23 protein-coding genes are annotated in these 24,857 nt (G+C 65.4%); 16 read left to right on the top strand and 7 right to left on the bottom strand.

Going from position 1 to position 24,857, the window contains the following annotated elements; genetic code table 11:
* Positions 1 to 50 precede the first annotated feature (50 nt).
* A complete protein-coding gene (locus EB836_RS02230) occupies positions 51 to 1,028 on the bottom strand; it encodes a universal stress protein (protein WP_135537456.1) in 978 nt (325 codons plus the stop codon).
* Positions 1,029 to 1,205: 177 nt separating this feature from the next.
* On the opposite strand from EB836_RS02230, the gene EB836_RS02225 reads away from it, so the two are divergent.
* Genes EB836_RS02225 through purM form a run of 3 tightly spaced genes read left to right on the top strand, consistent with a single transcriptional unit; the run spans position 1,206 to position 4,348 of the window.
* Positions 1,206 to 1,709 carry a hypothetical protein gene (locus EB836_RS02225; protein ID WP_205683273.1) on the top strand — a complete coding sequence of 168 codons (504 nt, stop codon included), beginning with the start codon at positions 1,206 to 1,208 and terminating at the stop codon, positions 1,707 to 1,709.
* 43 nt (positions 1,710 to 1,752) lie between these two features.
* Positions 1,753 to 3,234 carry an amidophosphoribosyltransferase gene (gene purF, locus EB836_RS02220; protein ID WP_135537455.1) on the top strand — a complete coding sequence of 494 codons (1,482 nt, stop codon included), beginning with the start codon at positions 1,753 to 1,755 and terminating at the stop codon, positions 3,232 to 3,234.
* 1 nt (position 3,235) lies between these two features.
* Positions 3,236 to 4,348 carry a phosphoribosylformylglycinamidine cyclo-ligase gene (gene purM / locus EB836_RS02215; protein WP_135537454.1) on the top strand — a complete coding sequence of 371 codons (1,113 nt, stop codon included), beginning with the start codon at positions 3,236 to 3,238 and terminating at the stop codon, positions 4,346 to 4,348.
* Between the two features lie 344 nt (positions 4,349 to 4,692).
* Here purM and EB836_RS02210 read toward each other — a convergent pair whose 3' ends face one another.
* A complete protein-coding gene (locus EB836_RS02210) occupies positions 4,693 to 4,911 on the bottom strand; it encodes a DUF3073 domain-containing protein (protein WP_135537453.1) in 219 nt (72 codons plus the stop codon).
* 126 nt (positions 4,912 to 5,037) lie between these two features.
* Here EB836_RS02210 and EB836_RS02205 point away from each other — a divergent pair, with 126 nt between their 5' ends.
* From EB836_RS02205 to EB836_RS02195, 3 genes are all read left to right on the top strand, one after another.
* Positions 5,038 to 5,853 (top strand): hypothetical protein, encoded by an 816-nt coding sequence (locus EB836_RS02205; protein ID WP_135537452.1) that lies wholly within the window; start codon positions 5,038 to 5,040, stop codon positions 5,851 to 5,853.
* Between the two features lie 125 nt (positions 5,854 to 5,978).
* Positions 5,979 to 6,557, top strand: coding sequence for a hypothetical protein (locus tag EB836_RS02200; protein ID WP_135537451.1), 579 nt, complete (start codon positions 5,979 to 5,981; stop codon positions 6,555 to 6,557).
* A 69-nt stretch (positions 6,558 to 6,626) separates the two neighbouring features.
* Complete coding sequence (locus EB836_RS02195; RefSeq protein ID WP_135537450.1) at positions 6,627 to 7,439, top strand: hypothetical protein; 813 nt, start codon at positions 6,627 to 6,629, stop codon at positions 7,437 to 7,439.
* On the opposite strand, the gene EB836_RS02190 is transcribed toward EB836_RS02195, so the two are convergent.
* Complete coding sequence (locus EB836_RS02190; RefSeq protein WP_240689544.1) at positions 7,436 to 8,365, bottom strand: LysR family transcriptional regulator; 930 nt, start codon at positions 8,363 to 8,365, stop codon at positions 7,436 to 7,438. The two genes, EB836_RS02195 and EB836_RS02190, sit on opposite strands and share 4 nt — an antisense overlap.
* A 72-nt stretch (positions 8,366 to 8,437) precedes the next feature.
* On the opposite strand from EB836_RS02190, the gene EB836_RS02185 reads away from it, so the two are divergent.
* Both EB836_RS02185 and EB836_RS02180 read left to right on the top strand, forming a co-directional pair.
* On the top strand, positions 8,438 to 9,391 hold the full coding sequence (locus EB836_RS02185; protein WP_135537449.1) for an EamA family transporter: 954 nt from the start codon (positions 8,438 to 8,440) through the stop codon (positions 9,389 to 9,391).
* A 59-nt stretch (positions 9,392 to 9,450) separates the two neighbouring features.
* The gene (locus tag EB836_RS02180; protein WP_135537448.1) at positions 9,451 to 10,761 is read left to right on the top strand and encodes a hypothetical protein; all 1,311 of its coding nucleotides are present in this window, start codon (positions 9,451 to 9,453) and stop codon (positions 10,759 to 10,761) included.
* Between the two features lie 45 nt (positions 10,762 to 10,806).
* Here EB836_RS02180 and EB836_RS02175 read toward each other — a convergent pair whose 3' ends face one another.
* The 3 genes from EB836_RS02175 to EB836_RS02165 are packed head-to-tail and all read right to left on the bottom strand — an operon-like array spanning position 10,807 to position 14,044.
* Positions 10,807 to 12,282 carry an NAD(P)/FAD-dependent oxidoreductase gene (locus EB836_RS02175; RefSeq protein ID WP_135537447.1) on the bottom strand — a complete coding sequence of 492 codons (1,476 nt, stop codon included), beginning with the start codon at positions 12,280 to 12,282 and terminating at the stop codon, positions 10,807 to 10,809.
* A gap of 9 nt (positions 12,283 to 12,291) precedes the next feature.
* A complete protein-coding gene (locus EB836_RS02170; protein ID WP_135537446.1) occupies positions 12,292 to 12,969 on the bottom strand; it encodes a uridine kinase in 678 nt (225 codons plus the stop codon).
* A 52-nt stretch (positions 12,970 to 13,021) separates the two neighbouring features.
* A complete protein-coding gene (locus EB836_RS02165; RefSeq protein ID WP_135537445.1) occupies positions 13,022 to 14,044 on the bottom strand; it encodes an alpha-L-glutamate ligase in 1,023 nt (340 codons plus the stop codon).
* A gap of 147 nt (positions 14,045 to 14,191) precedes the next feature.
* Here EB836_RS02165 and EB836_RS02160 point away from each other — a divergent pair, with 147 nt between their 5' ends.
* The 4 genes from EB836_RS02160 to EB836_RS02145 all read left to right on the top strand — a co-directional run bounded on the left by EB836_RS02160 (position 14,192) and on the right by EB836_RS02145 (position 18,402).
* The gene (locus EB836_RS02160) at positions 14,192 to 14,554 is read left to right on the top strand and encodes a VOC family protein (protein WP_135537444.1); all 363 of its coding nucleotides are present in this window, start codon (positions 14,192 to 14,194) and stop codon (positions 14,552 to 14,554) included.
* Positions 14,555 to 14,601: 47 nt separating this feature from the next.
* Positions 14,602 to 15,177, top strand: a complete 576-nt coding sequence (locus EB836_RS02155; RefSeq protein ID WP_135537443.1) for a HutD family protein — start codon at positions 14,602 to 14,604, stop codon at positions 15,175 to 15,177.
* 281 nt (positions 15,178 to 15,458) lie between these two features.
* On the top strand, positions 15,459 to 16,688 hold the full coding sequence (locus tag EB836_RS02150; RefSeq protein WP_135537442.1) for a hypothetical protein: 1,230 nt from the start codon (positions 15,459 to 15,461) through the stop codon (positions 16,686 to 16,688).
* Between the two features lie 235 nt (positions 16,689 to 16,923).
* Positions 16,924 to 18,402: a catalase gene (locus tag EB836_RS02145; protein ID WP_135537441.1), complete on the top strand. Its 1,479-nt coding sequence runs from the start codon at positions 16,924 to 16,926 to the stop codon at positions 18,400 to 18,402.
* A 183-nt stretch (positions 18,403 to 18,585) separates the two neighbouring features.
* On the opposite strand, the gene EB836_RS02140 is transcribed toward EB836_RS02145, so the two are convergent.
* Complete coding sequence (locus tag EB836_RS02140) at positions 18,586 to 20,187, bottom strand: amino acid permease (protein WP_135537440.1); 1,602 nt, start codon at positions 20,185 to 20,187, stop codon at positions 18,586 to 18,588.
* 340 nt (positions 20,188 to 20,527) lie between these two features.
* On the opposite strand from EB836_RS02140, the gene EB836_RS02135 reads away from it, so the two are divergent.
* From EB836_RS02135 to EB836_RS02120, 4 genes are all read left to right on the top strand, one after another.
* Complete coding sequence (locus tag EB836_RS02135) at positions 20,528 to 21,892, top strand: glutamine synthetase family protein (protein WP_135537439.1); 1,365 nt, start codon at positions 20,528 to 20,530, stop codon at positions 21,890 to 21,892.
* Positions 21,807 to 22,646, top strand: a complete 840-nt coding sequence (locus EB836_RS02130) for a type 1 glutamine amidotransferase (RefSeq protein ID WP_135537438.1) — start codon at positions 21,807 to 21,809, stop codon at positions 22,644 to 22,646. The genes EB836_RS02135 and EB836_RS02130 overlap by 86 nt, the downstream gene beginning before the upstream one ends.
* Positions 22,643 to 23,995 carry an aldehyde dehydrogenase family protein gene (locus tag EB836_RS02125; protein ID WP_135537437.1) on the top strand — a complete coding sequence of 451 codons (1,353 nt, stop codon included), beginning with the start codon at positions 22,643 to 22,645 and terminating at the stop codon, positions 23,993 to 23,995. The genes EB836_RS02130 and EB836_RS02125 overlap by 4 nt, the downstream gene beginning before the upstream one ends.
* A gap of 84 nt (positions 23,996 to 24,079) precedes the next feature.
* Positions 24,080 to 24,847 (top strand): 3-oxoacyl-ACP reductase, encoded by a 768-nt coding sequence (locus EB836_RS02120; RefSeq protein WP_205683278.1) that lies wholly within the window; start codon positions 24,080 to 24,082, stop codon positions 24,845 to 24,847.
* Positions 24,848 to 24,857 lie beyond the last annotated feature (10 nt).

The raw sequence follows: 24,857 nt of genomic DNA, 5'->3' as shown, positions 1-24,857 counted from the left end.
CCGGCAGGTGGGCGGACGGCGGAGCGCCGGAGCGTCCGGCACAGTGCCGTTCAGCGGCGGCGGGCGGGCTGTCGTCTCGTCACCCGCACAACCCGAACCGGGCACACGGCGTGCGAGAGCACTCCCTGCGAGGTCGAGCCGAGGACGGTCGAGACGAATCCGCCGCGACCACGGGAACCGATGACCACGAGTTCGGCGGTGTACGTGGCGGACACGAGCACCTCGGTGGCGGGGGCGTCGAAGATCGAATAGCGGACCTCGAGGTCGGGGAAGTCTCCCCGCAGGGACTCGGCGGCGGCTTCGTAGGCCTTCGCCGCCTCGTCGTACATCCTGATCAGGTGCTTCTCGCTCGGCATCCATTCGGGCGAGAGGATGTGCGTGGCGGTGACGCCGACGAGCCGCAGCGGAAGCTGGTAGACCGCCGCCTGCGAAGCGGCCGCCCGCAGCACCGGAGTGTCGGTTTCGAAGGGGTCGACGGCGGCGACGATCTCACCGGAGAAGTCCGGCCGCGCACGGATGTCCTCCGCGGCGGTTCGATGATTCTTCACCCGGACGGGATCGTCGACCGGCAGGGGAGTCGACGGCATGACCCGAGTCGGCCAAGTGCTCGGGACGACGACGGTGGGGCAGTGCGAATGCGCGGGCATCGCCAGTGCCACGGACCCGAGCAGGCGCCCGGCGAACCCGCCGCGACCGCGGGCGCCGACGACGGCGAGGTCGGCGTTCTTCGAATGCTCGACCATGACCCCTGAGGCGTCGCCGGGAACGATCGTCGTCGACACGGGGACTCCGGATTCGGTGACCGTGGAGGCGGCCGCCTCGGCGATGGTCTCAACGGTCTTCTTCACGGCCGCATCGAAGTCGGCGGGATAGACGATATCGGCCTGGCTCATGTTGACGCCGGGGACGGCGTAGGCGGAGACGAGTCGGATCTCGGCGGAGGTCTTCTGCGCGTGAGCGATTGCCCACTGCAGTGCGCAGTCCGCGTTATCGGAACCGTCGATGCCGACGATGATCGTGTGTGCCATGTCTGAACCCCTGTCTGCTGTGACCGTCCAACTGGATGTGTTCAGTTTATGGGAACCGGCATGAGACTGCCTGGGAGGAGGCTCAGGGTGACTCGACTAGAATGTTCGCGACCTGTTGTGCCGGGGCCCTCTCCGGTGAACCATCGGCCGTGAGCGGCCCCCTCGCCCAAGGAGATCATGAAGGACCAGATCGACGTCGCCGTCCGCCGCAGCCCCAAGTATTCGGTGTTCATGGGCATCGGTGCGGTGCTCGGCGTCATCGTCGCGGGAGTCCTCGCGATGTTCGTCGACCCGGCGGACATGCCGATGGGCTACACCGTGGCCAAGGGGGTGGGACTCCTGCTGCTCGTCCTCGGCGTGGGCGGGCTGTTCATCGGCGGGCTCATCGCTCTCATCCTCGACTGGGCCGGCAGGAAGCGGGCGAAGGAGTTCCGGGTCGACGCGCAGATCGACATGGTCGATGACCCGAAGGAGATCGCTCGCCGTCGCATCGCCGAAGCCCGCGGTGAGGATCCGGATGCCGCAGCCGCCCCGGGGGCCGAAGCCGCAGCGGATGCGGACGGCACGGTCGCGGTCGAGGGCGGAGCCGCCTCGGCGAATGCGGATGACGCACTCGAGGTCGAGGACACGACCGACAACGGGGGAGCCGGGCGCGGACCCGCCCCCGATTCCACAGTCTGAGTCGGAGGCGGAGCTCGGTCGCGGGTGTGAGACAATTTCACTCGTGGCAAGACGAGACGGGCAGCTGACACACGAAATCGACCCCCAGGACCGCGGACCGCAGGACGAATGCGGTGTGTTCGGAGTCTGGGCCCCCGGCGAGGAAACCGCCAAACTCACCTACTTCGGGCTCTACGCCCTGCAGCACCGCGGACAGGAGTCCGCCGGCATCGCTGCCAGCAACGGCAAGCAGATCCTCATCTACCGCGATATGGGTCTGGTCTCGCAGGTGTTCCACGAACGCGATCTCGAACTCCTGCAGGGACACATCGCCGTCGGGCACACCCGGTACTCGACGACCGGATCGCCCTCATTCGAGAACGCTCAGCCCACGCTGGGACCGACCCCGTTCGGCACCGTGGCGCTGGCCCACAACGGCAATCTGACGAACTTCGACACCCTCGAAGCCATGGCCGATTCCCGTCGCGACCACGCGACGAAGGTCGTCGAAGAGGCGACGAAGAAGACCTCGCGCACTCGTCCCTTCCGCGACTCCTCGAACGACACCTCCCTGGTCACCGAACTCTTTGCGACCGAGCAGGGAGAGAACCTCACCGAGGCGGCGCTGAGTCTGCTGCCGCACGTCGAAGGAGCGTTCTCACTCGTCTACATGGACGAGCACACCCTCTACGCCGCCCGCGACCGGCACGGGGTCAGGCCCCTGTCGTTGGGCCGGCTGGAGAACGGGTGGGTCGTGGCCTCGGAGACCGCGGCACTCGACATCGTCGGGGCGAAGTTCGTCCGCGACGTCGAACCCGGTGAACTCATCGCCATCGACGAGGACGGGCTGCGCTCCCACCGCTTCGCCGAACCCGATCAGGCACGCTGCGTCTTCGAATACGTCTACCTCGCCCGTCCGGACAGCCTCCTGGCCGGCAAGAACGTCCACGCCGCTCGGACCCAGATGGGCCGGCAGCTGGCCGAGGAGTACCCAGTCGATGCCGACCTCGTCATCGCCACCCCCGAATCGGGCACCCCCGCGGCCGTCGGCTATGCCGAAGCCTCGGGCATTCCGTTCGGTCAGGGGCTGATGAAGAACGCCTATGTCGGACGCACCTTCATCCAGCCCTCGCAGACCCTGCGGCAGCTGGGCATCCGGCTCAAGCTCAACCCGCTGCGAGAGAACATCGAAGGCAGACGCCTCGTCGTCGTCGACGATTCGATCGTGCGCGGCAACACCCAGCGGGCGCTGGTGCGGATGCTGCGGGAGGCCGGTGCGAAGGAGATCCACGTCCGCATCTCCTCCCCGCCGGTGAAGTGGCCGTGCTTCTACGGCATCGACTTCGCCACCCGGGCCGAGCTCATCGCCAACGGGCTGACGACGAATGAGATCTGCGAGAACCTCGGCGCGGACTCACTGGGCTACATCTCCTTGGACGGCATGATCGCCGCCACCCAGCAGGAGCGCAGCCAGCTGTGCACCGCGTGCTTCTCGGGCGAATACCCGATTCCCGTCAACAACACCACTGCCGACAAAGGATGCTGAGTTGAGTTCCGACGCGAACCCGCAGGCCACCGCGCCGAAGTCCACCACCTATGCCGCCGCCGGCGTCGACGTCGAGGCCGGAGACCGCGCCGTCGAACTCATGAAGGCCGCCGTCTCGGCGACCCACAATGCCAATGTCGTGGGCGGAATGGGCGGATTCGCCGGCCTCTTCGACGTCTCCGTGCTCAAAGACTTCGACCGTCCGCTCATGGCCTCGTCGACCGACGGAGTCGGAACGAAGGTCGCCATCGCACAGGCCCTCGATAAGCACGACACCATCGGCTATGACCTCGTGGGCATGGTTGTCGACGACATCATCGTCTGCGGGGCTCGGCCGCTGTTCATGACCGACTACATCGCCTGCGGCAAGGTCGTGGCCGAACGCATCGCCGACATCGTCCGCGGAATCGCCGATGCCTGCGCTTCGGCCGGAGTCGCCCTCGTCGGCGGCGAGACCGCCGAACACCCGGGTCTGCTCGGCGTCGACGAATACGATGTCGCCGGTGCCGCCACCGGCGTCGTCGAAGCCGCCGACCTGCTGGGGCCCGAGAAGGTCCGTGACGGGGATGTCCTCATCGGATTGCCGTCCTCGGGCATCCACTCCAACGGCTACTCCCTCGTGCGCCACATCATCGCCGAGGCGGGCTGGGGACTGGACCGACAGGTCGAGGAATTCGGCCGCAGCCTCGGTGAGGAACTGCTCGTTCCCACCCATGTCTACACCGGTGAACTCGCCGCCCTCTTCGACGCTCTGCCCGGTGCCGTGCACTCGGTCTCCCACGTCACCGGCGGGGGACTGTCTGCCAATGTCGCCCGTGTGCTCCCGCAGGGACTGGTGGCGAAGATGTCGCGTGCCTCGTGGGAGATCCCAGCCGTGTTCTCCGTGCTCGGGGATCTGGGCGGAGTGCCGCAGGCCGATCGCGAACGCACGTGGAACCTCGGCGTCGGCATGGTCCTCGTCGTCGACCCGTCCGCGGTCGATGGTGTGCTGGCCGCAAGCCCCGGCGCCTGGGTGCTCGGCGACGTCACCGCCGATGACGGTGCACTGGCTTCCGAGCCCGACTACGTCCAGGGTGCGAAGGGCGTCGACGGCGGCGCCGCGATCCTGCAGTAGGTCGACGCAGTCGTCGGTGTTCCGCCGACTGTCGCGGCCGACTGTTGCGGCGAGATCCGCCGACTGTGCGGAGCATCCCTCACCGTTGGCCTCACACCCGCGTGTTCCTGCACGCCGGTGTGAGGCCAACGGTGGGTGGTGGCCCGAACTGTAGGCGATGAGGGCAACGGTGAAGGATGCCTCGACGGGCGTCTGCCGGACTCGGCGGGCGATGACGGGGCGGGCCGCCTCGGCGAGGGACTGCCCCAGCGCGGAAATGCGTGCGCGTACGACAGAGGGCGGGAACCGAAGTCCCCGCCCTCAAAGAAGTCGTTTCAGCCGCTCGCGACTGGAGTCATCCGCACTCAGTCATCGTCGTCTTCGTACTCGTCATCATCGTCGACGTTGTACTTATCGGCGTAAGCGGAGTAGTCGGGTTCGTCGTCGTACGGATCGGACGACCCAGACTTGCGCGAGTCGGCGCCCAGCTCCTGCTGGAGTCTATTAAGGTCGGTATCCGGGCTGTAGTACTTCAGCTTCCGAGCTACCTTGATCTGCTTTGCCTTTGCGCGGCCGCGACCCACTGGCGTGACCCCCTCCGTCGTCATTGGGGCTCTGGCCCCGGACTAGATCTCTGCTATGCGCTTAAATCCTACCTGTTCGTACTGGGAAGTTCCATTTTGCGAACCGACCTTGGATAGGCTGAGTCCATGGCCTACCGTCGCGATTATGTCGTCACCCTGCGGATCTTCGAACCTCTTGTCGTGCATTCCGAATTGCAAGACAGGCAGGTAGAAAGCAACCGGCAGCGGGTCGAAGAACAGATCTCCCGAGACGCCGACAAGCGCCTGATCTCCCTGCCGCCGAGCCCCGTGGCCGATTCTTTCCGCCGCACTCCCGTCTTCCTCCCGGCGTCTCAGTCATCGGACGGAGTCGATCGCTTCTGCCCCGCGCAGGAGGACATCCGCGGGTGGGAGGCCCTCGAATCGCTGGCCGAACACACCTCGAAGGCGACCCTGGATATCATCGCCCCGAAGTCGGTGCGGCGGCGGGCGGCCAGTCGCCGTGCCGAATGGCTGCAGGACGCGAAGGACACCCGCATCTTCACCCGCGTCTCGGCGTGGGATGTGCCCCCGGCCTGGTGGCTGTTCTTCTCCCTGAGCGAAGACCAGATCATCGCCGATGAAACCGAAGCAGGACTGCGCGTGTACATCCGCACGGACATCCTGGCCGCCTCGGCGCGCATGGAATGGGCCGCGGAGACGATTGCGGACAATTCGAAGGTCGTCGACATGGTCGAACAGACTTCGGCCCTGGCCGAGTGGGTCGACACCTTCGACATGAACTCGATCCTCGAGCTCGATCTCGGCGGAATGTCCGATGTGCTGTGGCCGACCGAGGCCCCCGAACTCGTCGACTCCTGGGTCACCGCGCTGAGCAACGACGATCACGAGTCCGCTGTCACCGCCTTCCAGAAGTACGCGGCCAGCTGGGAGCAGCTCAACCTCTACGCCCGCAGCTCCTAACCTCCCTTACTACCTCACGGCGGCCCAGCAACCTCGCGCCAGGTTGCTGGGCCGCCGTGAGGTAGTTCTGGGCGGATAGGATTGTCTGCGAATGATCCGCACCCGAGAGGACGAGCCCGCAGCGTATGGACGAGAAGAAGCGTCGCCTCCTGGCGAGACAGGACCCTGCCGCCGAAGGGTCGACGGCGGGCCGGTCCGTGGGCGGCCGGGCGCATTCCGAGAACACGGGCGCGGGCAGCCCCAAGCCGCCCACCCGGGTGAAACCGCTGTCGAAGCTCGGCATCGGCTGGCGCGTCGTCGTCCCGGCTGCGGCCCTCGTCGTCCTCACGTGCGGTCAGTTCCTCAACACGAACGACTTCTTCCCACTCGGCTCACTCACCCAGTACGCCACTGCCAAGGACCTCAACGGCACCGTCGGCTCCACCTGCATCGCCGCCCAGTTCCCCGGCGAGGACGAACCGCGTCGCCTCGGTTTCAACGCGGCGACCGTCGGCATCGAGCGCGGTGACGTCGAATCCCAGCTCGACCGGGTCATCGCCCACCCCGAACTCATGCAGTCGATGGCCGATTCGTACGTGCGGCTGCACCCGCTTGAGCCGAAGCCGGAGACGATGATCCTCTGCCGGACCACCACGCAGCTGAAGAACGGCCTGAGCGTCGGCGAACCCGAAGAGACGACGCTGGCGACCTGGGAGGTCCGATGAGTCGCACCCTGACTTTGACGACCACCCCCCGCCGAGGCGGGACCGCGCAACCCGTTCCTGCGCTGGTTCATGCCCGAGGTCCCCCTCGCCCGAGCGGCCGTGTTCCGGGTGTTCGTCTACGTCTTCATCATCATCGATGTGCTCACCATCTCCGGTGACGTCATCGCCCACGGGTGGACGCCCGAGTTCTACCAACCACTGTGGCTGGCACGCGTCCTCCATATTCCCGCCGTCGGCGTCCTCGGTGCGCAGCTCCTGCTGGCCGCCATCATCGTCTTCTCCCTCCTCGCCGCGGCCGGGATCATCCAGAGAATCAGCGGTTGGGCGGTGGCGATCAGCTTCGGCGCGTGGATGTTCTACACCCAGGGCTACGGCTACGTCGCCCACGATCACATGGCGCTGGTCATCGCCGCCTTCGTCCTGCCGACGATCGGGCCCGCACGCTTCCGCGATGTCGCGACCACCTCGGCGCGGGCGGGTTGGGCGCTCCGGGTCGTCCAGATCTCGGTCGTGCTCACCTATTTCTACTCGGTGCTCATGAAGTGGGTCGCCTCCGGCAACATCACCCATTGGGCCAACGGTGCGGTGATCATCTGGGCGCTCATGCGCCGCGGGGCCGAATGGTCGAAGCCGTTCCTCGAGGTGCCCGGCCTCCTCATCGCCGCACAATGGGCGACCCTGGTCTTCGAGTTCCTCTCCCCGGTCGCCCTGTTCCTCAAGGGCCGATGGCTCTATGCGGTCGTCGCATTCTTCTGCCTCTTCCACCTCATGACCTACCTGGCGTTGGGCATCCACTTCCTGCCGACCGTCATCTGCTGGGCGGCGTTCCTGCCGCTGGAGAAGCTCGTGCCGAAGCGCTTCACCGGCACCCGCACCGCCTAGTCGGCTGTGCGGGCCTCACCCTCGTCCGCTGTGCCCTCGATCTGGCTGAGCGCCGCGATCACCGCGCGCACCGCGACCCGCTCAGCCGTGTCCGGTCGCATCACCGCAACGATCCAACGCGTCGTGCTCACCCCCATCAGCGGCACAAGTGCCAACCCCGCATCTCGCGGCGTCGTGAACCGGGGAAGGAGCGCGGCCTGATCCGAGGAGGCGACGATCGCCTCGATGAGGCGGTTGTCCCTAATCCGTTGGACAACGTCGAGGTCGTGCCCGGTGACGTGCTCGATCGAGGTGAGAATTGTGTCGAAGGGATACCCGCGCGGCACCCCCACCCAACGACACCCGACGACATCGTCTGGGGCCAGTGAGGCACGCCCGGCGAGCGGATGGTCGGCGGCGAGGGCGACGTCGATGGGTTCGCGCGCGAGCGGAACGACGGTGAGTCCGTCGGTGCCGATGGGACGTTCGGCGACGAGGCTGTGCGCGACGACGATGTCGACATCCCGAGTCAGGCCCGCGAATTCGTGTTCGGCGAGGTCGACGTCGTCCATGCGCAGGTCGATCCCCTGGTGCTCCCGGCGCAGCCGTCGCAGGGCGTCAGGGAGGAGATAGGTGAGCGCGCTCGGCAGTCCGGTCAGGGTGATCTCTCCGACGGCCTCGCCGAGGTGGCCCTCCCACTGCGCCTGCACGCGGGCGAGCGTGCGGGCCACGTCCCGCCCGCCGTGGGCGAGCAGACGTCCCGCGGCGGTGAGCGTGAGTCCGCGTCCGGCGGGTTCGACGAGAGTGCGGCCGATCTCGCGGCTCGTCTGCCGCAGTTGCTGCGAGACGGCCGAAGGCGAGCGGTGCGTGACGTCGGCGACGGCGGTGACGCTGCCGTACTCGTCGAAGAGGCGCAGCAGTTCGAGATGCCTCGCATCAATAACCATGAAGCCAGGTTACACAGTGTATTAAGGATCTTGCGATTGTGCTTCAGTGTGACCGGGCCCGAGAATGAGGCCATGTCTTTCAAACACTGCCTGCTGGCCGCCTCGGTGGCGGTGATGTGGGGGTTGAACTTCCTCGCGATCGACCTCTCACTCGACCAGTTCCCGCCGTTCTTCCTCGTTGCGCTGCGCTTCGGTCTCCTCGCGCTGCCGGCGCTGCTGTTCGTGCCGAAACCGGACGTGAAGTTCCGCTGGATCGCCGGCTACGGGCTCGGCTTCGGGGTCCTGCAGTTCGCGTTCCTCTACTGGGCGATGGCCACCGGCATGCCCACCGGGCTGGCCTCGCTCGTCCTCCAAGCCTCCGGGCCCTTCACCGTGCTGCTGGGGATGACGTTCCTGCGCGAGCGGGTCCGCGCCTCACAGATGGTGTTCCTCCTCGTCGCGATGGCGGGCCTCGGCGTCGTCGGCTGGCAGCGCCTCGACTCATCGGCGAGCTTCCTGCCCTTCCTCCTCACCGTGGCCGGGGCGTTCGGGTGGGCGATCGGCAATATCTGCAATCGGCAGGCGCAGTCGGTCGAACCTGTGAAGTTCACGATGTGGATGTCGATCATCCCGCCGCTGCCGATGCTTCTCATCTCGCTCATCGTCGAAGGACCGGCCGCGATCGGCACATCGATGACGACGCTCGGCACGGCGACCGGCATGATCGGGGTCGCGGGGCTGATCTATACCGTCGTCATCGCCACGGTGCTCGGCTCCGGCATCTGGTCGTGGCTGATGTCGCGCAATCCCGCCGGTGTCGTCGCCCCGTTCTCCATGCTCGTGCCGATCGTCGGCATGAGCGCGGCCTGGCTCGTCCTCGGGGAGACCGTGACCCTTGGGGAGCTGTGCGGCGCCGTGCTTGTCATCATCGGTGTCCTCGGCGCCGGGCTGAAAGCGGCGAAGGGGGCAAGGATTCTCGCCGAGGCGGTGCCGATTGACGAGACAAACATCGAGCAGCCGCATTCCGACGTCCCCACGGGGACGTGATGACGGCAGTGGGGCAATGATGACTGCAGCGGAGCACACACCGATTTAGGGTTGTGCCCATGACCGAATCGGAGAACCGACTGCTCACCGCTGAAGAACTGCTCGCGTCCCCGCGGGGACGTTCGCTGGTGTTCACGATCGCTCGCCAAACGCCCGAAAAGATCGAACGTGAGCTCAGCGCGGACGACGGACCCCAGACAGACGCTGCGCGCGCATATGCGGAGTTCAACGAAACCGCCTTCATCGCCGCCTACCTTCAGGATCGGGCACAAGGCGCGGCTGTGGTGATGTACCAGGGGCCGGACACGTCAGAGCCGGAGGAGAATTCTGCACTCCCCGCCGACGTCGCCGAGAAGCTCGGGCACATCACACCTGTCACGCCCAGCCAAGACGACCTGGGAGACGCAATGGCCGAAGTGATCTCCGGGGCCATGTATTGGCAGCCTCCGCATGGAGCGGACATCGTGGCCGGCGCACCCGAAGTGCGGCAGGCACTCATTCCCTTCGCCGAGGCGATCCTCGCCACAGGTCTCCTCGATGATTGGTCGCGTCCCCTCGACCGGGAGAACCAATGGGCTCTGGCTTGGGACGACTCGGGCATCAAGGGCGTGCTGCCCGCTGTGTACTCCGCAGATCCTGAGAATCCTGCAGATCTTGCCGAAGTCAGTCGTGACGACATGGTTGCGCCCTTCGATGCCGACTCGGGCGTAGTGATGCCGCAGAATCTGGAGGGATGGCTGGCGTGGATGCTCACCGCCGAAACGGACTATCGCCACGACTTCGCAAAGGACCCGTTTAAGGAAGTCAGCGGCGAGTGGTGGTCGATTCCACCGTTCGGGCTCTGGACCTCGACGGACAGCTGGCCGAAGGGCACGCCCATCGGCGTCGACCTCGTCGAAGACGATGTCGGACTCGAGCGGGCCCGTGCCTGTCGACTGAAGATCCGAACCGAGGCGAGCATCTGCGAGATCCACACCCCGGACGACTGGGCGGACCTCTGCCGTCGCTATCCGCTCGACGTCACCGCGCAACGACGTCACGTATGGTTCGAAACGACCGGCCGCAAGGGCCGCTGGGTGATCCCTGACTGGTCACAAGTGGCCGAAGAGTTCGACGCCGTGCACGTCAGCCTCGCCGGATATCTGCGCACGGCCGGAGCCATCATTGACGTCGGCGATGCGAGCTTCATCGAGGACACGCCATCACGTCCGATGGCAGGTGACACGGATGAGAGGACGGTGAGTCTCATGGCCGGGTGGAACCCGGACACGACGTATTGGCTGGGCGACGTCGTCACCGGCATCGCCGAGGTGGCCGAATGGTCCTATGACGACGATGCGGATGCGTGGCGTAAAGTGCCGACTCGGTGAGCGATCGACGTCCCTGTGGGGGCTCCGTGACCGGCGCACCTAACGTCAGGGCGCCAGGCTCGGGGCCTCGTCGATGCCGAAGCGGGTCTTCAGCGCTCGGCGGGCGGCGAACCAACCGTTCATGCCGTGGACACCGGGGGCCGGCGGGGTCGCGGCCGAGCACAGAAACGCGCCGGGCACGCCGAGGCTGTAGGAGTCCCAGGTCAGGCGGGGGCGCGCCATCATCCGGTAGAAGGTCACGGCTCCGGTGGCGATGTCCCCGCCGATGTAGTTCTGGTTGTGACCGGCCATCTCGGAGGCGGGAATCGCGTTGTGCGCGACGATGCGGTCGCGGAAGCCGGGGGCGAAGCGTTCGATCTGCCGGGTGATGTACTCGGTCGGATCGAGCGGGCAGTCGAAGGGTACGTGAGCGTACGTCCACAGCGGGCGCAGGCCGCCCACCTCGCGTGCTGGGTCGAAGACGGTGGGGTCCGAGACGAGGCACACGGGGTCGGCGGGCATGCGGCCCTTCATCACCTGCCCCTCGGCGGCGGCCATCTGGGCGCGAGTTCCGCCGACGTGGATCGTTCCGGCTCGGCCCACCTCGGGGTCGGTCCAGGGGACGGGACCGTCGAGGACGAAGTCGACCTTCGCTGCGGCGTTGCCCTGTTTGAACCCGCGCAGCGCACGGTCGACGTGGGCCGGCAGCAGTCCGGAGAAGATCTGCGCCGCCCCCAGCGCCGAGGTGTCGAGCAGGTAGGCACGCGCCGCAGGCAGGTCGGAGACGTGGTCGATGCGGGTGTTCGCGTGCACTCGGCCGCCGTGGGCTTCGAGATCGGCGACGAGGTGGTCGATGATTGCCTGCGAACCGCCGATGGGGGAGGGCCAGCCCCCGGCGTGGGCGACCGTGGAGAGCATCGTGGCCGTGGCGGCCGTGCCCATCGCAGGCAGCCCGCCGATCGCATGGGCGGCGACCCCGGTGAATAGGGCCTGGGTCGATTCGTGGGCGAGCGGAATGTTCCACGCGGGGCTGGCCTGCGAGAGCAGCCGCAGCCCGAACTTCACGATGTTCGCGAGCCCGGGAAGATCGCGCAGGGTTTCGGGCACCGACCGCTTGTCGCCGAGGGACAGCCAGATCGCGTCATCGACACGGTCGAGAAGCGGGGCGAAGAAACGGCGCCATTCCGGCCCCGCCTCGCCGAGGTGGTCGACCGTTTCGTCGAGATCGTGGAAAGCCAGCGCGGCGGGTCCGCCGTCGAGCGGTTGGGCGTAGGAGATCTCGGGGGTGGTCAGCTCCATCCCGCGGGCGCGCAGGTCGAAGTCGACGAAGAAGGGGCTGGCGATGGCCAGCGGGTGCACGGCCGAGCACATGTCGTGGGTGATGCCCGGGGCCAGTCCGAGGTCGAGGGTCCGGGCACCGCCGCCGATCGTCGGCTGCGCTTCGAACACCTGGACCGAGAGCCCTGCACGGGCCATGGTGACCGCGGCCGCCAGGCCGTTCGGTCCGGATCCGACGACGACTGCATCCACCTCAGTGCTCATGTAGCCAGTCTAGGGGAGTGGGGTGACACGGGTGCCTTGTGCCAGTTTCGGCCGGTCCAAGTCGGTGTTGTCGAGGATCCAGGTGGCACGGTCCCACGGGGCCGCCTCGGCGAAGTAGAGCCTCTGTCCGCCGACGTAACGACGATTGGATTCAGACTCGGGATCCGCAGAGCTCAGGTGCGGGAACCGCGCATTCCCTCGCGGCACCGAGACCGCGAACGGCACCTCGATCCAGACGCTCGCATCCCAGATACCGCGCAGTTCGGGACGGTGGAGGAAGATCCCGTCGACGAGGAGGACGCAGTCACCCGGCAGGTCGACGGGTTGGGGTGAGGCAGGCTGATCGGCAGCGACATCCCACACCGCGGGCGTGATCGCCTCACCCTTGCGGAAGGGGTCAACGACGGATTCGACGAACGCTGGATAGTCGTAGGAGTCCCGATAGAAGCACTCGGGGCCGCAGCCCTTCGCGTGACGCACCGACCTGGGGTGATGGAATCCGTCGATGCTCACCCCTGCCAGTCGGCGGCCGTCGACCCGGGACGCGAGGTCGACGAGCTCGGAGACGAGCACTGACTTGCCGGCCCCGTCGAGGCCGTCGATCGCGATGAGGACGCGGCCGCCTCGGCGAATGGATCGCACTCGGTCGAGGAGTTCGCCTAACACCGTCTGCCGTGTCTCCGCCATGTCTTGAGGCTAACGCAGGACGCCGACTTTCGTGCCAGGTCCGAGGGCCAGGTCAGCGCACCGCCGCAGCTGAGGGAACCAGCGCGGTCACCTCGTCGAGCCGTGTCGCCAGCATCGAGGCGATCCGGTCGACGGCGGGCTGGCGGCCGGCTTCGCGTTCGGCCGCCTCGACGGTGGGGTTGTAGTTCGTGTTCGTGTTGATGTCGTAGACGACCTGACGGCCATCGGCAGTTTCGATGAACTCGATGCCGGCGATCTCGATGCCCAGATCCGCCATGAGAGACTCGAGCCTGCCGATCAGTGGAGTGTGCCGGGTGATCTCGGGGCGGAGGGAGAACTGGCTTACGGGGAAGGGGCCGGTTCCCGTTGCCCCAGCGCGGGGGATCTCGCAGGCATCGGCCGGGCACAGCTCGAAGGACCCGCCGGAGACATCGACGCGCACCGCGAAGTGGAAGCGGCCGCCGATGAACTCGGCGCGAGTGATGAACGGCTGCGCCGGCTGCACGTACTCCTGGATGAGGGTGATCCCGTCGATCGGCGCATTCGCTCCACCGAGCGCGAACTCCTCGGTGGCCGCGGCGAGCTCGGCGTGGGAGTCGAAACGGCGCACACCGAGGCCCTTGCCGCCCTGATTGTGCTTCGTGATGAACGGGGGAGTGAAGGCCGCGGCCGCCTCGGTGAGTGCTTCGGCGCCGAACGCCGCGGCGGTGCGTGGGACTTCGAATCCGCGTGCGGCCAGCTCGCGATGCTGACGGATCTTGCTCACCTCGAGCTCGTAGACGCCGCGGCCGTTGATGATCCGACGCTCGGCGGCGGCGAGCCAGTCGAGGATCGCGCGCCCATACTCCTTGACGTGCGGATCGGTGCGGGTGTGCGCCGAGGCTGACAGCCGTGACCAGAACAGACCCTGCGGAGGCTCGGCGGTGAGGTCGATCGTGGTTTCGGGCAGCAGCCACTCGACATGGGCGACACCGAGGCGGTCGAGCGCCTCCGTGAACGGGCCGATCCATTCTGGATTGTCATGGATGATGTAGACCGCCGGATCGACGACGGCGGGCAGAGCATGAGAACTCATCGCGAACCTTCACTGGAGGGGGTGGGCGATGCGACTGCGAACGGCAGAAGCATCGACGGATCTGCTCAACAATCCTACGCCCTCGCGGAAATGCCACCCGCCGGTCAGGTCCTTCGCCATGTCCGTGCCGCGGCGTAGACTCGGGTCATGGCTATCGCAAAGCAGCCCGTGGTCGTGCTCGACGCTCCCGACGCCGCGGAACTCGCGGAGTTCTACGGTCGGCTCCTCGACTGGAAGGTCGCGGTCGACGAGGACGGCACCTGGGCGGAAGTCACCTCCGATTCCTGGCCCCCGCTGTGCGTCCAGCAGGTCGAGGACTATCACGCACCCAGTTGGCCCGGTCAGGCCCACCCGCAGCAGATGCATCTCGACGTCATCGTCGAAGACCTCGACGTCGCGGAGAAGGCCGTGCTCGAGATCGGTGCGGGCAAAGCGGCCGAACAGCCGGGCGAGACGTTCCGCGTCTTCCTCGACCCGGCCGGTCACCCGTTCTGCCTCTGCCGAGGATGAGAACACCGGCACCGAGGCGGCCCCACCCGGCCGTGCACGGCTGAGTCATGCGCACGCTCGCCGCCTTCGCCGACCGGCCCGCCGTGCCGTGGGCCAACGGGGCCGGTGAGACCACCGAACTCGTCGCCCTCACGGAGTCCGCGTCTCTGACGCCGGGGCTGCGCCCATGGCGTCTGAGTATTGCCCGGTTGGACAGGACCGGCCCGTTCTCGGCTCTGCCCGGAATGGCACGCACGTTCCTCCCCACCGCCGAGGTGGTCCTCGAGATCGATGGGCGCACGCGCCGTGCGAACCCGACTCGGCCCGCGGCGTTCCACGGCGGTCAGAGCGTCAGCGTCGTCGAACTGACCGAGCACTGCTTCGCCGTCAACCTCATGGTCGCCGACCCCGCCGCCCTCATGGATGTCGACGTTGATGACGGTGACGACGCCCTCGTCGATGGCGATGACACCCTGATGATGAGCGTCGGCGCACCGATTCCCACCCAGGGCTTCCGCTTCGTGCTCACCTTGCACCCGACATCCGACCACCCACGCTTCAGTCTGTTCGCGCTCGAACCCGATGACCTCGTGCCCGAAGACTGGTCCGTTGTCGTGCTGAGCGGAGTGCACGAACCGCAGTGATGGTGCGCGGCGTCGAGCTGACCTGACAGATCAATGAGAATCGACTGTTCCCAGGGTCACATCGCCAGACATCATCCCAGGTGGTGATCGCTATGAAGCCGATCTGCCTCAGGGCTTTCCCAGCTTCGGGCGCACGGTGTCAGGATGCCCGGACGTAGCTGATCGACAATGAAGATCCACGGGCTTTTGGAGGAACATTGACGGCAGGCCACAGTGAGACGAGCAGACAGCGCGACACGAACGACGATCCGCATGTCCCGGAGCATTCTCAGACGCTGCCGATGATCACAGAAGAGGTCGCAGTCGCCCCCGCGAAGACGGCAGAGACTCCGACCCAGCATGTGAGCACTCCGGTGATTCCGCCCAACCCGGTCCGCCGCGAAACGCCTGCAGCGCCGAATACTGCGGCGCCGAATGATGTCACGGCTCCGGCGATCGTTGCCGCCCCCGCAGGGGAGAGCGCGGGCGAAGCCGAAGAGGAGAAGAAGTCCGAAGGCCGGATCTCAGCCACTCAGCTCATCGCCGGTGCCGGCGCTGCAGCGACCTCATCGGTCATCGGCGGTCAGCTCGGAGTCGCCGGAACCGTCGTCGGCGCCGGAGTCGCCAGCATCATCACGGCCCTGGCCGTCACTCTCTACGGCCGCAGCCTCGACAAAGGCAAGGAGAAGATCCAGGAAGTCAGCTCCAAGCTCGCCCCGGCCGTCAAAGCGAAGATCGCGAAGAACCCAGCGGACGCGAAAGGCGTCGTCGATCCTTCTCTCGCCGAGGATTCGGCCTTCGCCCCACCGGAACCTGCCGGTATCGACGCGAACCCGGCAGCCGCCTCGGCGAAGGAAGCGGAATCGGTCGGATATGAGGAGAACACCGGAACCGACGAGAAGCCGCGCGGCTGGTGGCAGCAGCTGCGCCGCAAGCGGGTCCTCTACCCGCTGACCATCGGCGTCGCTGCCTTCGGCATCGGACTCGGCGGCGTCGTCATGGCCGAATCCTTCACCGACGCCGACATCTCTCCGGGCACCTCGCAGATCTCACGATCGGTCTCGGGACAGTCATCGACGGGCGAAGACCCGGGCACCGGAACCTCCGATTCGGGAACCTCCGGTGAGGGCTCGGCCGGCGGCTCGGGATCCGGTCAGGACGGAAGCCAAGGCTCGACGGACAGCGGATCGGGCGGGCAGAATGCTCAGTCCACCTCGGCGGGGGAATCCGGCTCGCAGGGCACGGATACCGGTCAGGCCGACCAGGGCACAGACTCCACGACAAGCACCGGAACCGACACCGGCTCGACGACTGCCGAGGGCACCGACACGAGCAGCGGTGCGACAGGCTCCGACGGCACCGAAAGCACCGGTGGCGGCGGCGATTCCAGCGGCGGTGCGGACGGCTCGTCGAGCACCGGAGGCGGCAGCGGCAGCGGATCGTCAGGGGCAGGCGGCGGATCGGGCGGTGCGGGAACCGGCGGGTCGGCCGGCGGCTCCAGCGGTGGGTCGGGCACCTCGGCGCAGGGGTGAGCCGATCGACATCGGAAACGGGAATTTGGACAGTGCACCCTTGGTTGTGCCTGGTAGAGAACATCGCTAGGTTGAAAGTAACTCCGACAGTGCTCTGCCGAAGTCGGGAAATCGAGAACAGGTCAGCGGCGCGCTACCGGCCGTCTCGTCGCACCGGTGGAAGATGGTTCATCCGGTGGGCCGACGGCGACGGAATGCGCCCCGCGCCTGAGATCCAACGGTTGAAGGAGATGTAATGACGCAACATACAGATCACGAATACGCCGGACACGACAGCACCAAGCCGTCCACGACCGAATCCGGTAAGCCGAGGGAATCCGACGCCCATTCGCTGAGCGTGGGGGCCGACGGTCCGCTCCTGCTCCACGATGTGGCCCTGGTCGAGAAGCTCGCGCGATTCGACCGTGAGCGTGTTCCCGAGCGCAGCCCCCACGCCAAGGGCTCAGGTGCCTTCGGTGAGCTCGAAGTCACCGAGGATGTCTCCGCCTACACGAAGGCCGACTTCCTGCAGCCGGGTAAGAAGACCCCGATGCTCGCCCGCTTCTCCACCGTCGCCGGAGAGCTCGGCTCGCCGGACTCCTGGCGCGATGTGCGCGGATTCGCGCTGAAGTTCTACACCGATGAGGGCAACTTCGACATGGTGGGCAACAACACCCCCGTGTTCTTCGTCCGCGACCCCATGAAGTTCCCCGACTTCATCCACTCGCAGAAGCGTCTGCCTGACTCGGGTCTGCGCAGCAACAACATGCAGTGGGACTTCTGGTCGCTCTCGCCCGAATCCGCCCACCAGGTCTCCTACCTCATGGGACCCCGTGGTCTGCCCAAGACCTGGCGGAACATGAACGGCTACTCGTCGCACACCTACATGTGGGTCAACGCCGAAGGGGAGAAGTTCTGGGTTCAGTATCACTTCCACACCGATCAGGGTGTGGAGAACATGTCGAACGAGGAAGCCGGCAAGCTCGCCGGTGAGGATGCTGACTTCCACCGTCGCGATCTGTTCGAGGCCATCGAGCGCGGGGACTACCCGTCCTGGACCTTCTACGTCCAGATCATGCCGTACGACGAGGCCAAGGACTACCGGTTCAACCCCTTCGACCTGACGAAGACCTGGTCGAAGAAGGACTACCCGCTCATCAAGGTCGGCAAGTTCACCCTTAACCAGAACCCGTCGAACCACTTCGCACAGATCGAGCAGGCTGCCTTCAGCCCCTCGAACACTGTGCCGGGCACCGGTCTGTCTCCGGACAAGATGCTGCTGGGCCGCGTGTTCTCCTACCCGGATGCTCAGCGCAACCGGATCGGCACGAACTTCAACCAGCTGCCGGTCAACGCCCCGGTGACGAAGACGAACTCGTACGACAAGGAAGGCCAGATGGAATATCACCACTCTGGCAACGCTCCGGTCTACGCCCCGAACTCGTACGGACGTGCCTTCCAGGACGAACAGGGCCCGGTCGACAACGGCTGGGAGGCCGATGGCGAACTGGTGCGCAGCGCCTACAGCCTCCACTCCGAGGACGATGACTTCGGCCAGGCACACACCCTGGTCCGCGAGGTCTACTCCGAAGAGGAGCGCCAGGGTCTCATCGAGACCGTCGCAGGCGGACTCTCGGACGGAGTCGAGGAGCCGGTGCTGTCGAACGCCATCCAGTACTGGAAGAACATCGACGCCGAGGTCGGCGCGGCCATCGAGGCCAAGGTGAAGGGCTGAACACCCTGAGACCTTGAGCGCCTGACCGCTCGAACATACGGCGGCCCGGATACCGAAAGTGGTATCCGGGTCGCCGTTGTCTGTCCCCAGCCAACCCCCCTAATTGCTACGTGACGGCGGCCCAGCAACCTCGCGCCAGGTTGCTGGGCCGCCGTCACGTAGTAAGGGCGGGGCGGAGTAGGGCTAGTCGTCGATCTCTTCGAGCAGCTTCTTCTCGTCGATGGCCAGCTGGTCCTTGTCGAGGTGCTGCATGAAGTGTTTCCGGCCACGGGCGTACCACAGGATGACGCTGATGAGGGCAACTGCGATGACCGCTATCGGCGAGTAGTTGAATGTCGAAATGGTGATCGGCAGGCTGGGCGGAAGGACAAACAGGATGCAGATGAAGATGACCCACACGACTGCGATCCAGCCGATGACGCCACTCCAGCGTCCCAGGTTCCAGGGTCCATCGCTGAAGTCCTTACCCTTGAGACGGCGCAGCAGCACGGGAGCCACATAGGCGATGTAGAGGCCGATGACCGCGACACTCGTCACCGCCAGGTAGGCGGTCTCATTGAACAGCGCCGGCACGGTCAGCACGGTGGACAGAACGATGCACAGCCAGATCGAGTTCGTCGGTGTGCCCGTGCGCGGATTGACCTTCTTCCACCATTTCGATCCGGGAATCGCATCATCGCGGGAGAAGGCGTAGCTCATCCGCGAGTTCGCGGTCACCGAAGCCATGCCGCAGAAGAACTGCGCGCCGCAGACGATGAAGAGCAAGAACTTCGCCATGGTCGGGTTGTTCAGCGCGTCGAGGAACACCTGCGCTGGCGGCAGACCGGTCTCCGTGGCGTTGAGCGCCGTCAGCCCCGCTTCGGTGCCGTCCTGGATGGAGGCGGTGATCGAATAGAGCAGGATCCAGCCGCCGATGATCGAGATGAGCACGCTCATGACGATGCCCTTGGGCGCGGCGACGGCGGCGTTCTTCGTCTCCTCGGCGACGTGCGCCGAAGCATCGTAGCCGGTGTAGGTGTACTGCGCCATGAGCAGGCCCATGAGGAACACGAACGGCATGAACGTGAACCCGGTTTCGTTGTGCCAGGCCGTCATTGTCCAGCTGAACGACTGGTGCTTGGTCGGCATGATCCACAGGGCGCCGACGATGACGAGTACGCCGACGATATGCCACCAGGCAGAGACACCGGAAAGCAGGTTGACGAGGTTGACGCCGAAGGTGTTGAGCAGGCCGTGGGCGGTGATGATCACGAGGAAGAGCACGAAGGTGTTCAGCGCTGTGGGCACGACTCCGAAGGTCAGTGCCGCGAATGCCATCATCGTCGTCGCCGCACCATAGTCGATGGCCGCGGTGACGGCGACCTCACCGAGGAAGTTGAACCAACCGACGTACCAGGCCCAGTGCCGCTTATTGCGTTTCGCGAGACGGCCCGCCCAGAAGTACAGACCACCCGCGGTCGGATACTTCGAACACACCTCGGCCATGGCCAGGGCCACACAGAGGACGAAGACGCCGACCAGCGGCCAGCCGATGGTGATCGCCGAGGGCCCGCCCGAGCCGAGAGCGATGCTGTAGGAGGTGATGCAGCCGGCGAGAATCGAGATGATGGAGAACGAAACGGCGAAGTTGCCGAACCCCGACATCCCTCGTTTGAGCTCCTGCTTGTAGCCGAGTTCGGCGAGGCCGGCCTCATCATCGCTGAGGCCTGCGGTCGAGGGAGACGAGTCCGCGCCGTATGGTGGGTTCTTCGTCGGGTCCGGTGGAGGAGTGGCGTCATTGCTCATGGAGAACACCGTTCTGTTCGAAACGAGTTGGTCTGCGCGTGATCAGGTGCCATCCGATCGGCGATGATCGGGTTGTCAGAATGTGCCTTGGCGACACGAAATCCGAACGTATGACCGAGGTCACAGTTGAGTTCTGAGGTTGAGCATGGCACCCGACAAATGGTTTGTCAATGGTTGTTTTGCGCGTCTGCTGGGCGACAATACTCAAAATATGAGTGGACCTATTGCATAGAAAAGGATTGATGGCATACCTTAAATATGCGTACTCAGAACAGCTATCGACCAACTGAGAGTTTCCGCGAGCGGTCGCAATGACGCGCCACGATCGAGAAGAGGAACCATGAGCACTGCTCCATCACCATTGACCTTGGGCGAGCTGGAGAACGAGATCGAGTCCAGGGAAATCGACACCGTTCTCATCGCGGCCACCGATATGCAGGGTCGTCTGCAGGGAAAACGCGTCACCGGCCGCTTCTTCCTCGATGAGGTCAGAGATCACGGCACCGAAGGGTGCAACTATCTGTTGGCTGCTGACGTCGAGATGAATACTGTCGATGGCTTCGCCCTGACCTCGTGGGAGCATGGCTATGGCGACCTGATGTTCGTCCCGGACTTCTCGACCCTGCGCAGGATTCCCTGGCACCCGGGCTCGGCTATGGTCCAATGCGACCTGGCCCGCACCGATGGTACTCCGCTGGCCGTCTCACCCCGACAGGTTCTGAAAGCCCAGCTCGAACGACTCGAGGAGCACGGACTCGCTCCGATCGGCGCAACTGAATTGGAATTCGCGCTCTACAACACCAGCTATCGGGATGCGATGGTCGGCGACTACCGCAACCTCGAGGCTGCCAGCACCTACAACATCGACTACTCGCTCTTCGGCACAGGGCAGGTCGAAGAGTACCTGCACCGGCTTCGCACCGAAATGGACGGAGCAGGCCTCTATACGGAAAGCGCGAAGGGCGAATGCAACTTGGGTCAACTCGAGGTCGGGTTCCGGTACACCGATATTCTCGCCACCTGCGACAACCACGTCGTCTACAAGCTGGGTGCCAAACAGATCGCCGATCAACAGGGCCGATCGGTGACCTTCATGGCCAAGCCGAACGACCGTGAAGGCAGTTCCTGTCATATCCATATGAGTCTCAACGACCGTGACGGTACGCCCGTTTTCCCCACCGGACACGGCACTGAGATGTCGGAGACGATGCGGCAATTCGTTGCCGGAGTCGTTGCCACCCAGTACGACTTCACTTACCTCTATGCTCCGAATATCAACTCCTACAAGCGATTCGCCGACGGTTCATTCGCTCCCACCGCCGTCGGATGGGGATGGGACAACCGCACCTGTGCCGTCCGCATCGTCGGACACGGATCCGCGCTGCGATTTGAGCAGCGTGTCCCGGGCGCGGATGCCAACCCCTACCTTGCCTGCGCCGCACTCATCGCCGCAGGGGTATACGGATTGGAGAACCGATTGGAACTGCCTGAGGCGCTCGCCGGAAACGCTTACACCCAGGATGTGCCGAGCATTCCCCGGCGTCTCCACGAGGCCGTAGCGGCCTTCGACTCGTCGGCAACGGCGCGAGAATCCTTCGGCAACCAGGTCGTCGACCACTATGTCCACGCCGGCGAAGTCGAGATGGCGGCCTTCGACGCGGCAGTCACCGATTGGGAGGTCCGGCGTGGATTCGAACGGCTCTGATCTCCCGACGCACCGGCGGCCCCTCATCGGTTTGCCGACCTATTACGGGCGTGGTCAATTCGGTGTCTGGGACCGCGATGCGGCCTTCCTGCCCAGCGTCTATATCACCGCAGTCACGCGTGCGGGGGGCAGAGCCGTCCTCTTGCCGCCGGAACAGCCTTGGTCGGCAGGCGAAGTGGCCGACCTCGACGGGGTCATCCTCACTGGAGGAGACGACGTCGATCCTTCCCTGCACGGAGCCGAACCGCATGCGCGCACACAGGCGCCGAACACGCGTCGTGACAGGTTTGAGACCGCCCTCTACCGTCACGCGTCCGCTGCCGGGGTCCCTATCCTCGCCATCTGCAGGGGAGCCCAGATCGTCAATACGGTGCACGGTGGCACGCTTCATCAACATCTGCCGGATCTTGCAGGGCTTGACCCACACGAATCTGAAATCAAAGACGAGTTCGCCGAGGTGGTCGTGACTGCCGTTGCCGGCACGGCTGCTGCGCGGATCATCGGAGCCGAAACCACGGTCCGTTGCCATCACCATCAGTCCCTCGACCGCCTCGGCGATGGGCTGGTGCTCTCTGCTCGTGCATCCGATGGCACCGTCGAAGCGTTTGAGTCCGTCGATGCAGCGATGCTTGCGGTGCAGTGGCACCCGGAAGAGACTCTCGACGACCTGCGACTCTTCACCGACCTTGTCGGCAGAGCCGAACAGCGTCTTCGAGCCCGATCCACCGCGACCAATGAGGAGACCCGACCATGACCGACGTGCTCAACCCCTCGACCGGGGAGACCATCGCCGCTGTCGCAGGGCACACCGTCGAATCGACACAGGACGCGATCGGCCGTGCAGCAGACGCCTTCCAGCGCTGGAAAGCGACTGCTCCGGCCGAACGTGCCGAACTTCTACGGGCCTTCGCCCGTGCCGTTGACGCGGACATCGAGCATCTTGCCCGACTCGAAGTGGCTGAGGCCGGTCACACGATCGGAAATGCTCGGGGCGAGGCTGCGAATGTCCGCGATGTCCTCAACTACTATGCGGGCGGAGTCGAGCGCCACCTCGGTGATCAGATCCCAGTCGCCGGGGGAATCGATGTCACTTTCAATGATCCTCTTGGAGTCGTCGGGATCATCGTGCCCTGGAATTTCCCGATGCCGATCGCAGGCTGGGGTTTCGCACCGGCTCTCGCCGCTGGCAATACGGTTGTGCTCAAACCCGCCGAGCTGACCCCGTTGACGGCGATCCGCCTCGGCGAACTCGCGGTCGAAGCGGGGATTCCGGTCGACGTCTTTCAGGTGCTTCCTGGGGCGGGGTCGACCGTCGGCCAGGCATTCACGGACGACCCCCGGGTGGCGAAAATCGTGTTCACCGGGTCCACCTCGGTGGGGGAGAAGATCCTCGCAGAATCGGCCAAGACGATGAAACGTACGACTTTGGAGCTCGGCGGTAAGTCAGCGAACATCGTGTTCGCCGACGCCGACCTCGAACAGGCTGCGGCGACTGCGCCGTATGGGGTGTTCGACAACGCCGGTCAGGACTGTTGCGCCCGCTCGCGCATTCTGGTTGAGGACTCGGTGTTCGACCGCTTCCTCGAGCTGCTCGAGCCCGCGGTCAAGGGTGTCAGAGTCACCGACCCCAGCCAAGAGGACGCAGAAATGGGGCCGCTCATCTCCGCGGGCCATCTCGCATCGGTGCGGTCGTTCCTCGACGGAGTCGACGTTGCCTTCACCGGTGACGCACCGTCTGGAGCGGGCTATTGGCTCGCACCCAGCGTGGTGCTGCCGAAGTCCCCGCAGGATCGCATCGTCACCGAAGAGGTATTCGGTCCAGTGGTCACCGTCCAGCGCTTCCGTGAGGAATCCGAAGCGATCGCGATGGCCAACGACTCGCAGTATGGATTGTCCGGTTCGATCTGGACGCGCGATATCGGTCGCGGACTGCGCGCCGCCCGCGGAGTCGAGTCCGGAGCGTTATCGGTGAACTCCCATGCGGCGGTTCGCTACTCGACTCCGTTCGGTGGTTTCAAACGTTCAGGCATCGGCCGTGAGCTGGGGCCCCATGCGATGGATTCGTTCACCGAAATGAAGAACGTCTTCATCGCCACCGACTGACCGAACCGCTCATCCTCCCCTCAAGCAAAGGACTGATCAATGAACGCACCAATGACGACTACTGACCACACCTCCACTGAGATCATCTGCCGCCGCCTGCCGGGTCGCACCGCTGTCGTCACCGGAGGCGCCAGTGGAATCGGGCTCGCCACGGCGAAGAGGCTGGCTTCTGAAGGCGCCCACGTCGTCATCGCTGATTCGAACGCCGATGCCGGAGCTGCGGCCGCCGAGGCGGTCGGTGGGCTCTTCGTCGCCACCGATGTGACAGATCAGGCGGCAGTAGAGAACCTGTTCGACACCGCTGCTGCGACCTATGGAAGCCTCGACGTCGCATTCAACAATGCCGGGGTGTCCCCGACGGATGATGCCTCCATCACCGACACCGGAATCGACGTTTGGCACAAGGTCCAGGACATCAACCTGACATCGGTGTATTTGTGCTCGCAGGCGGCGCTGAAGCATATGCGAAAGCAGGGCCGCGGTTCGATCATCAACACAGCATCTTTTGTTGCGCTGATGGGCTCCGCCACCTCACAGATCTCCTACACCGCGTCCAAAGGCGGGGTGCTGGCGATGACACGTGAGCTCGGCGTGGAATTCGCCAAAGAGGGAATCCGGGTGAATGCACTGTGCCCGGGCCCGGTGAACACCGACCTGCTCCGAGAGCTCTTCGCAAAGGACCCCGAAATGGCTGCCCGGCGCCTTGTGCATGTCCCCATGGGGCGTTTCGCTGAAGCCGAGGAGATGGCGGCAGCCGTCGCCTTCCTCGCCAGCGACGATTCCTCATTCGTCACCGCCCAGTCATTCACCGTCGACGGAGGGCTGACCAACGCCTATACGACTCCACTGTGAGAAGGTGAGG

This window comes from Brevibacterium sp. S111 (assembly GCF_004745075.1).
In the GTDB taxonomy this organism is placed as follows: domain Bacteria; phylum Actinomycetota; class Actinomycetes; order Actinomycetales; family Brevibacteriaceae; genus Brevibacterium.
Note: the sequence above shows the minus strand (reverse complement) of the source record. Positions and strands in the feature narration are given on the sequence as shown.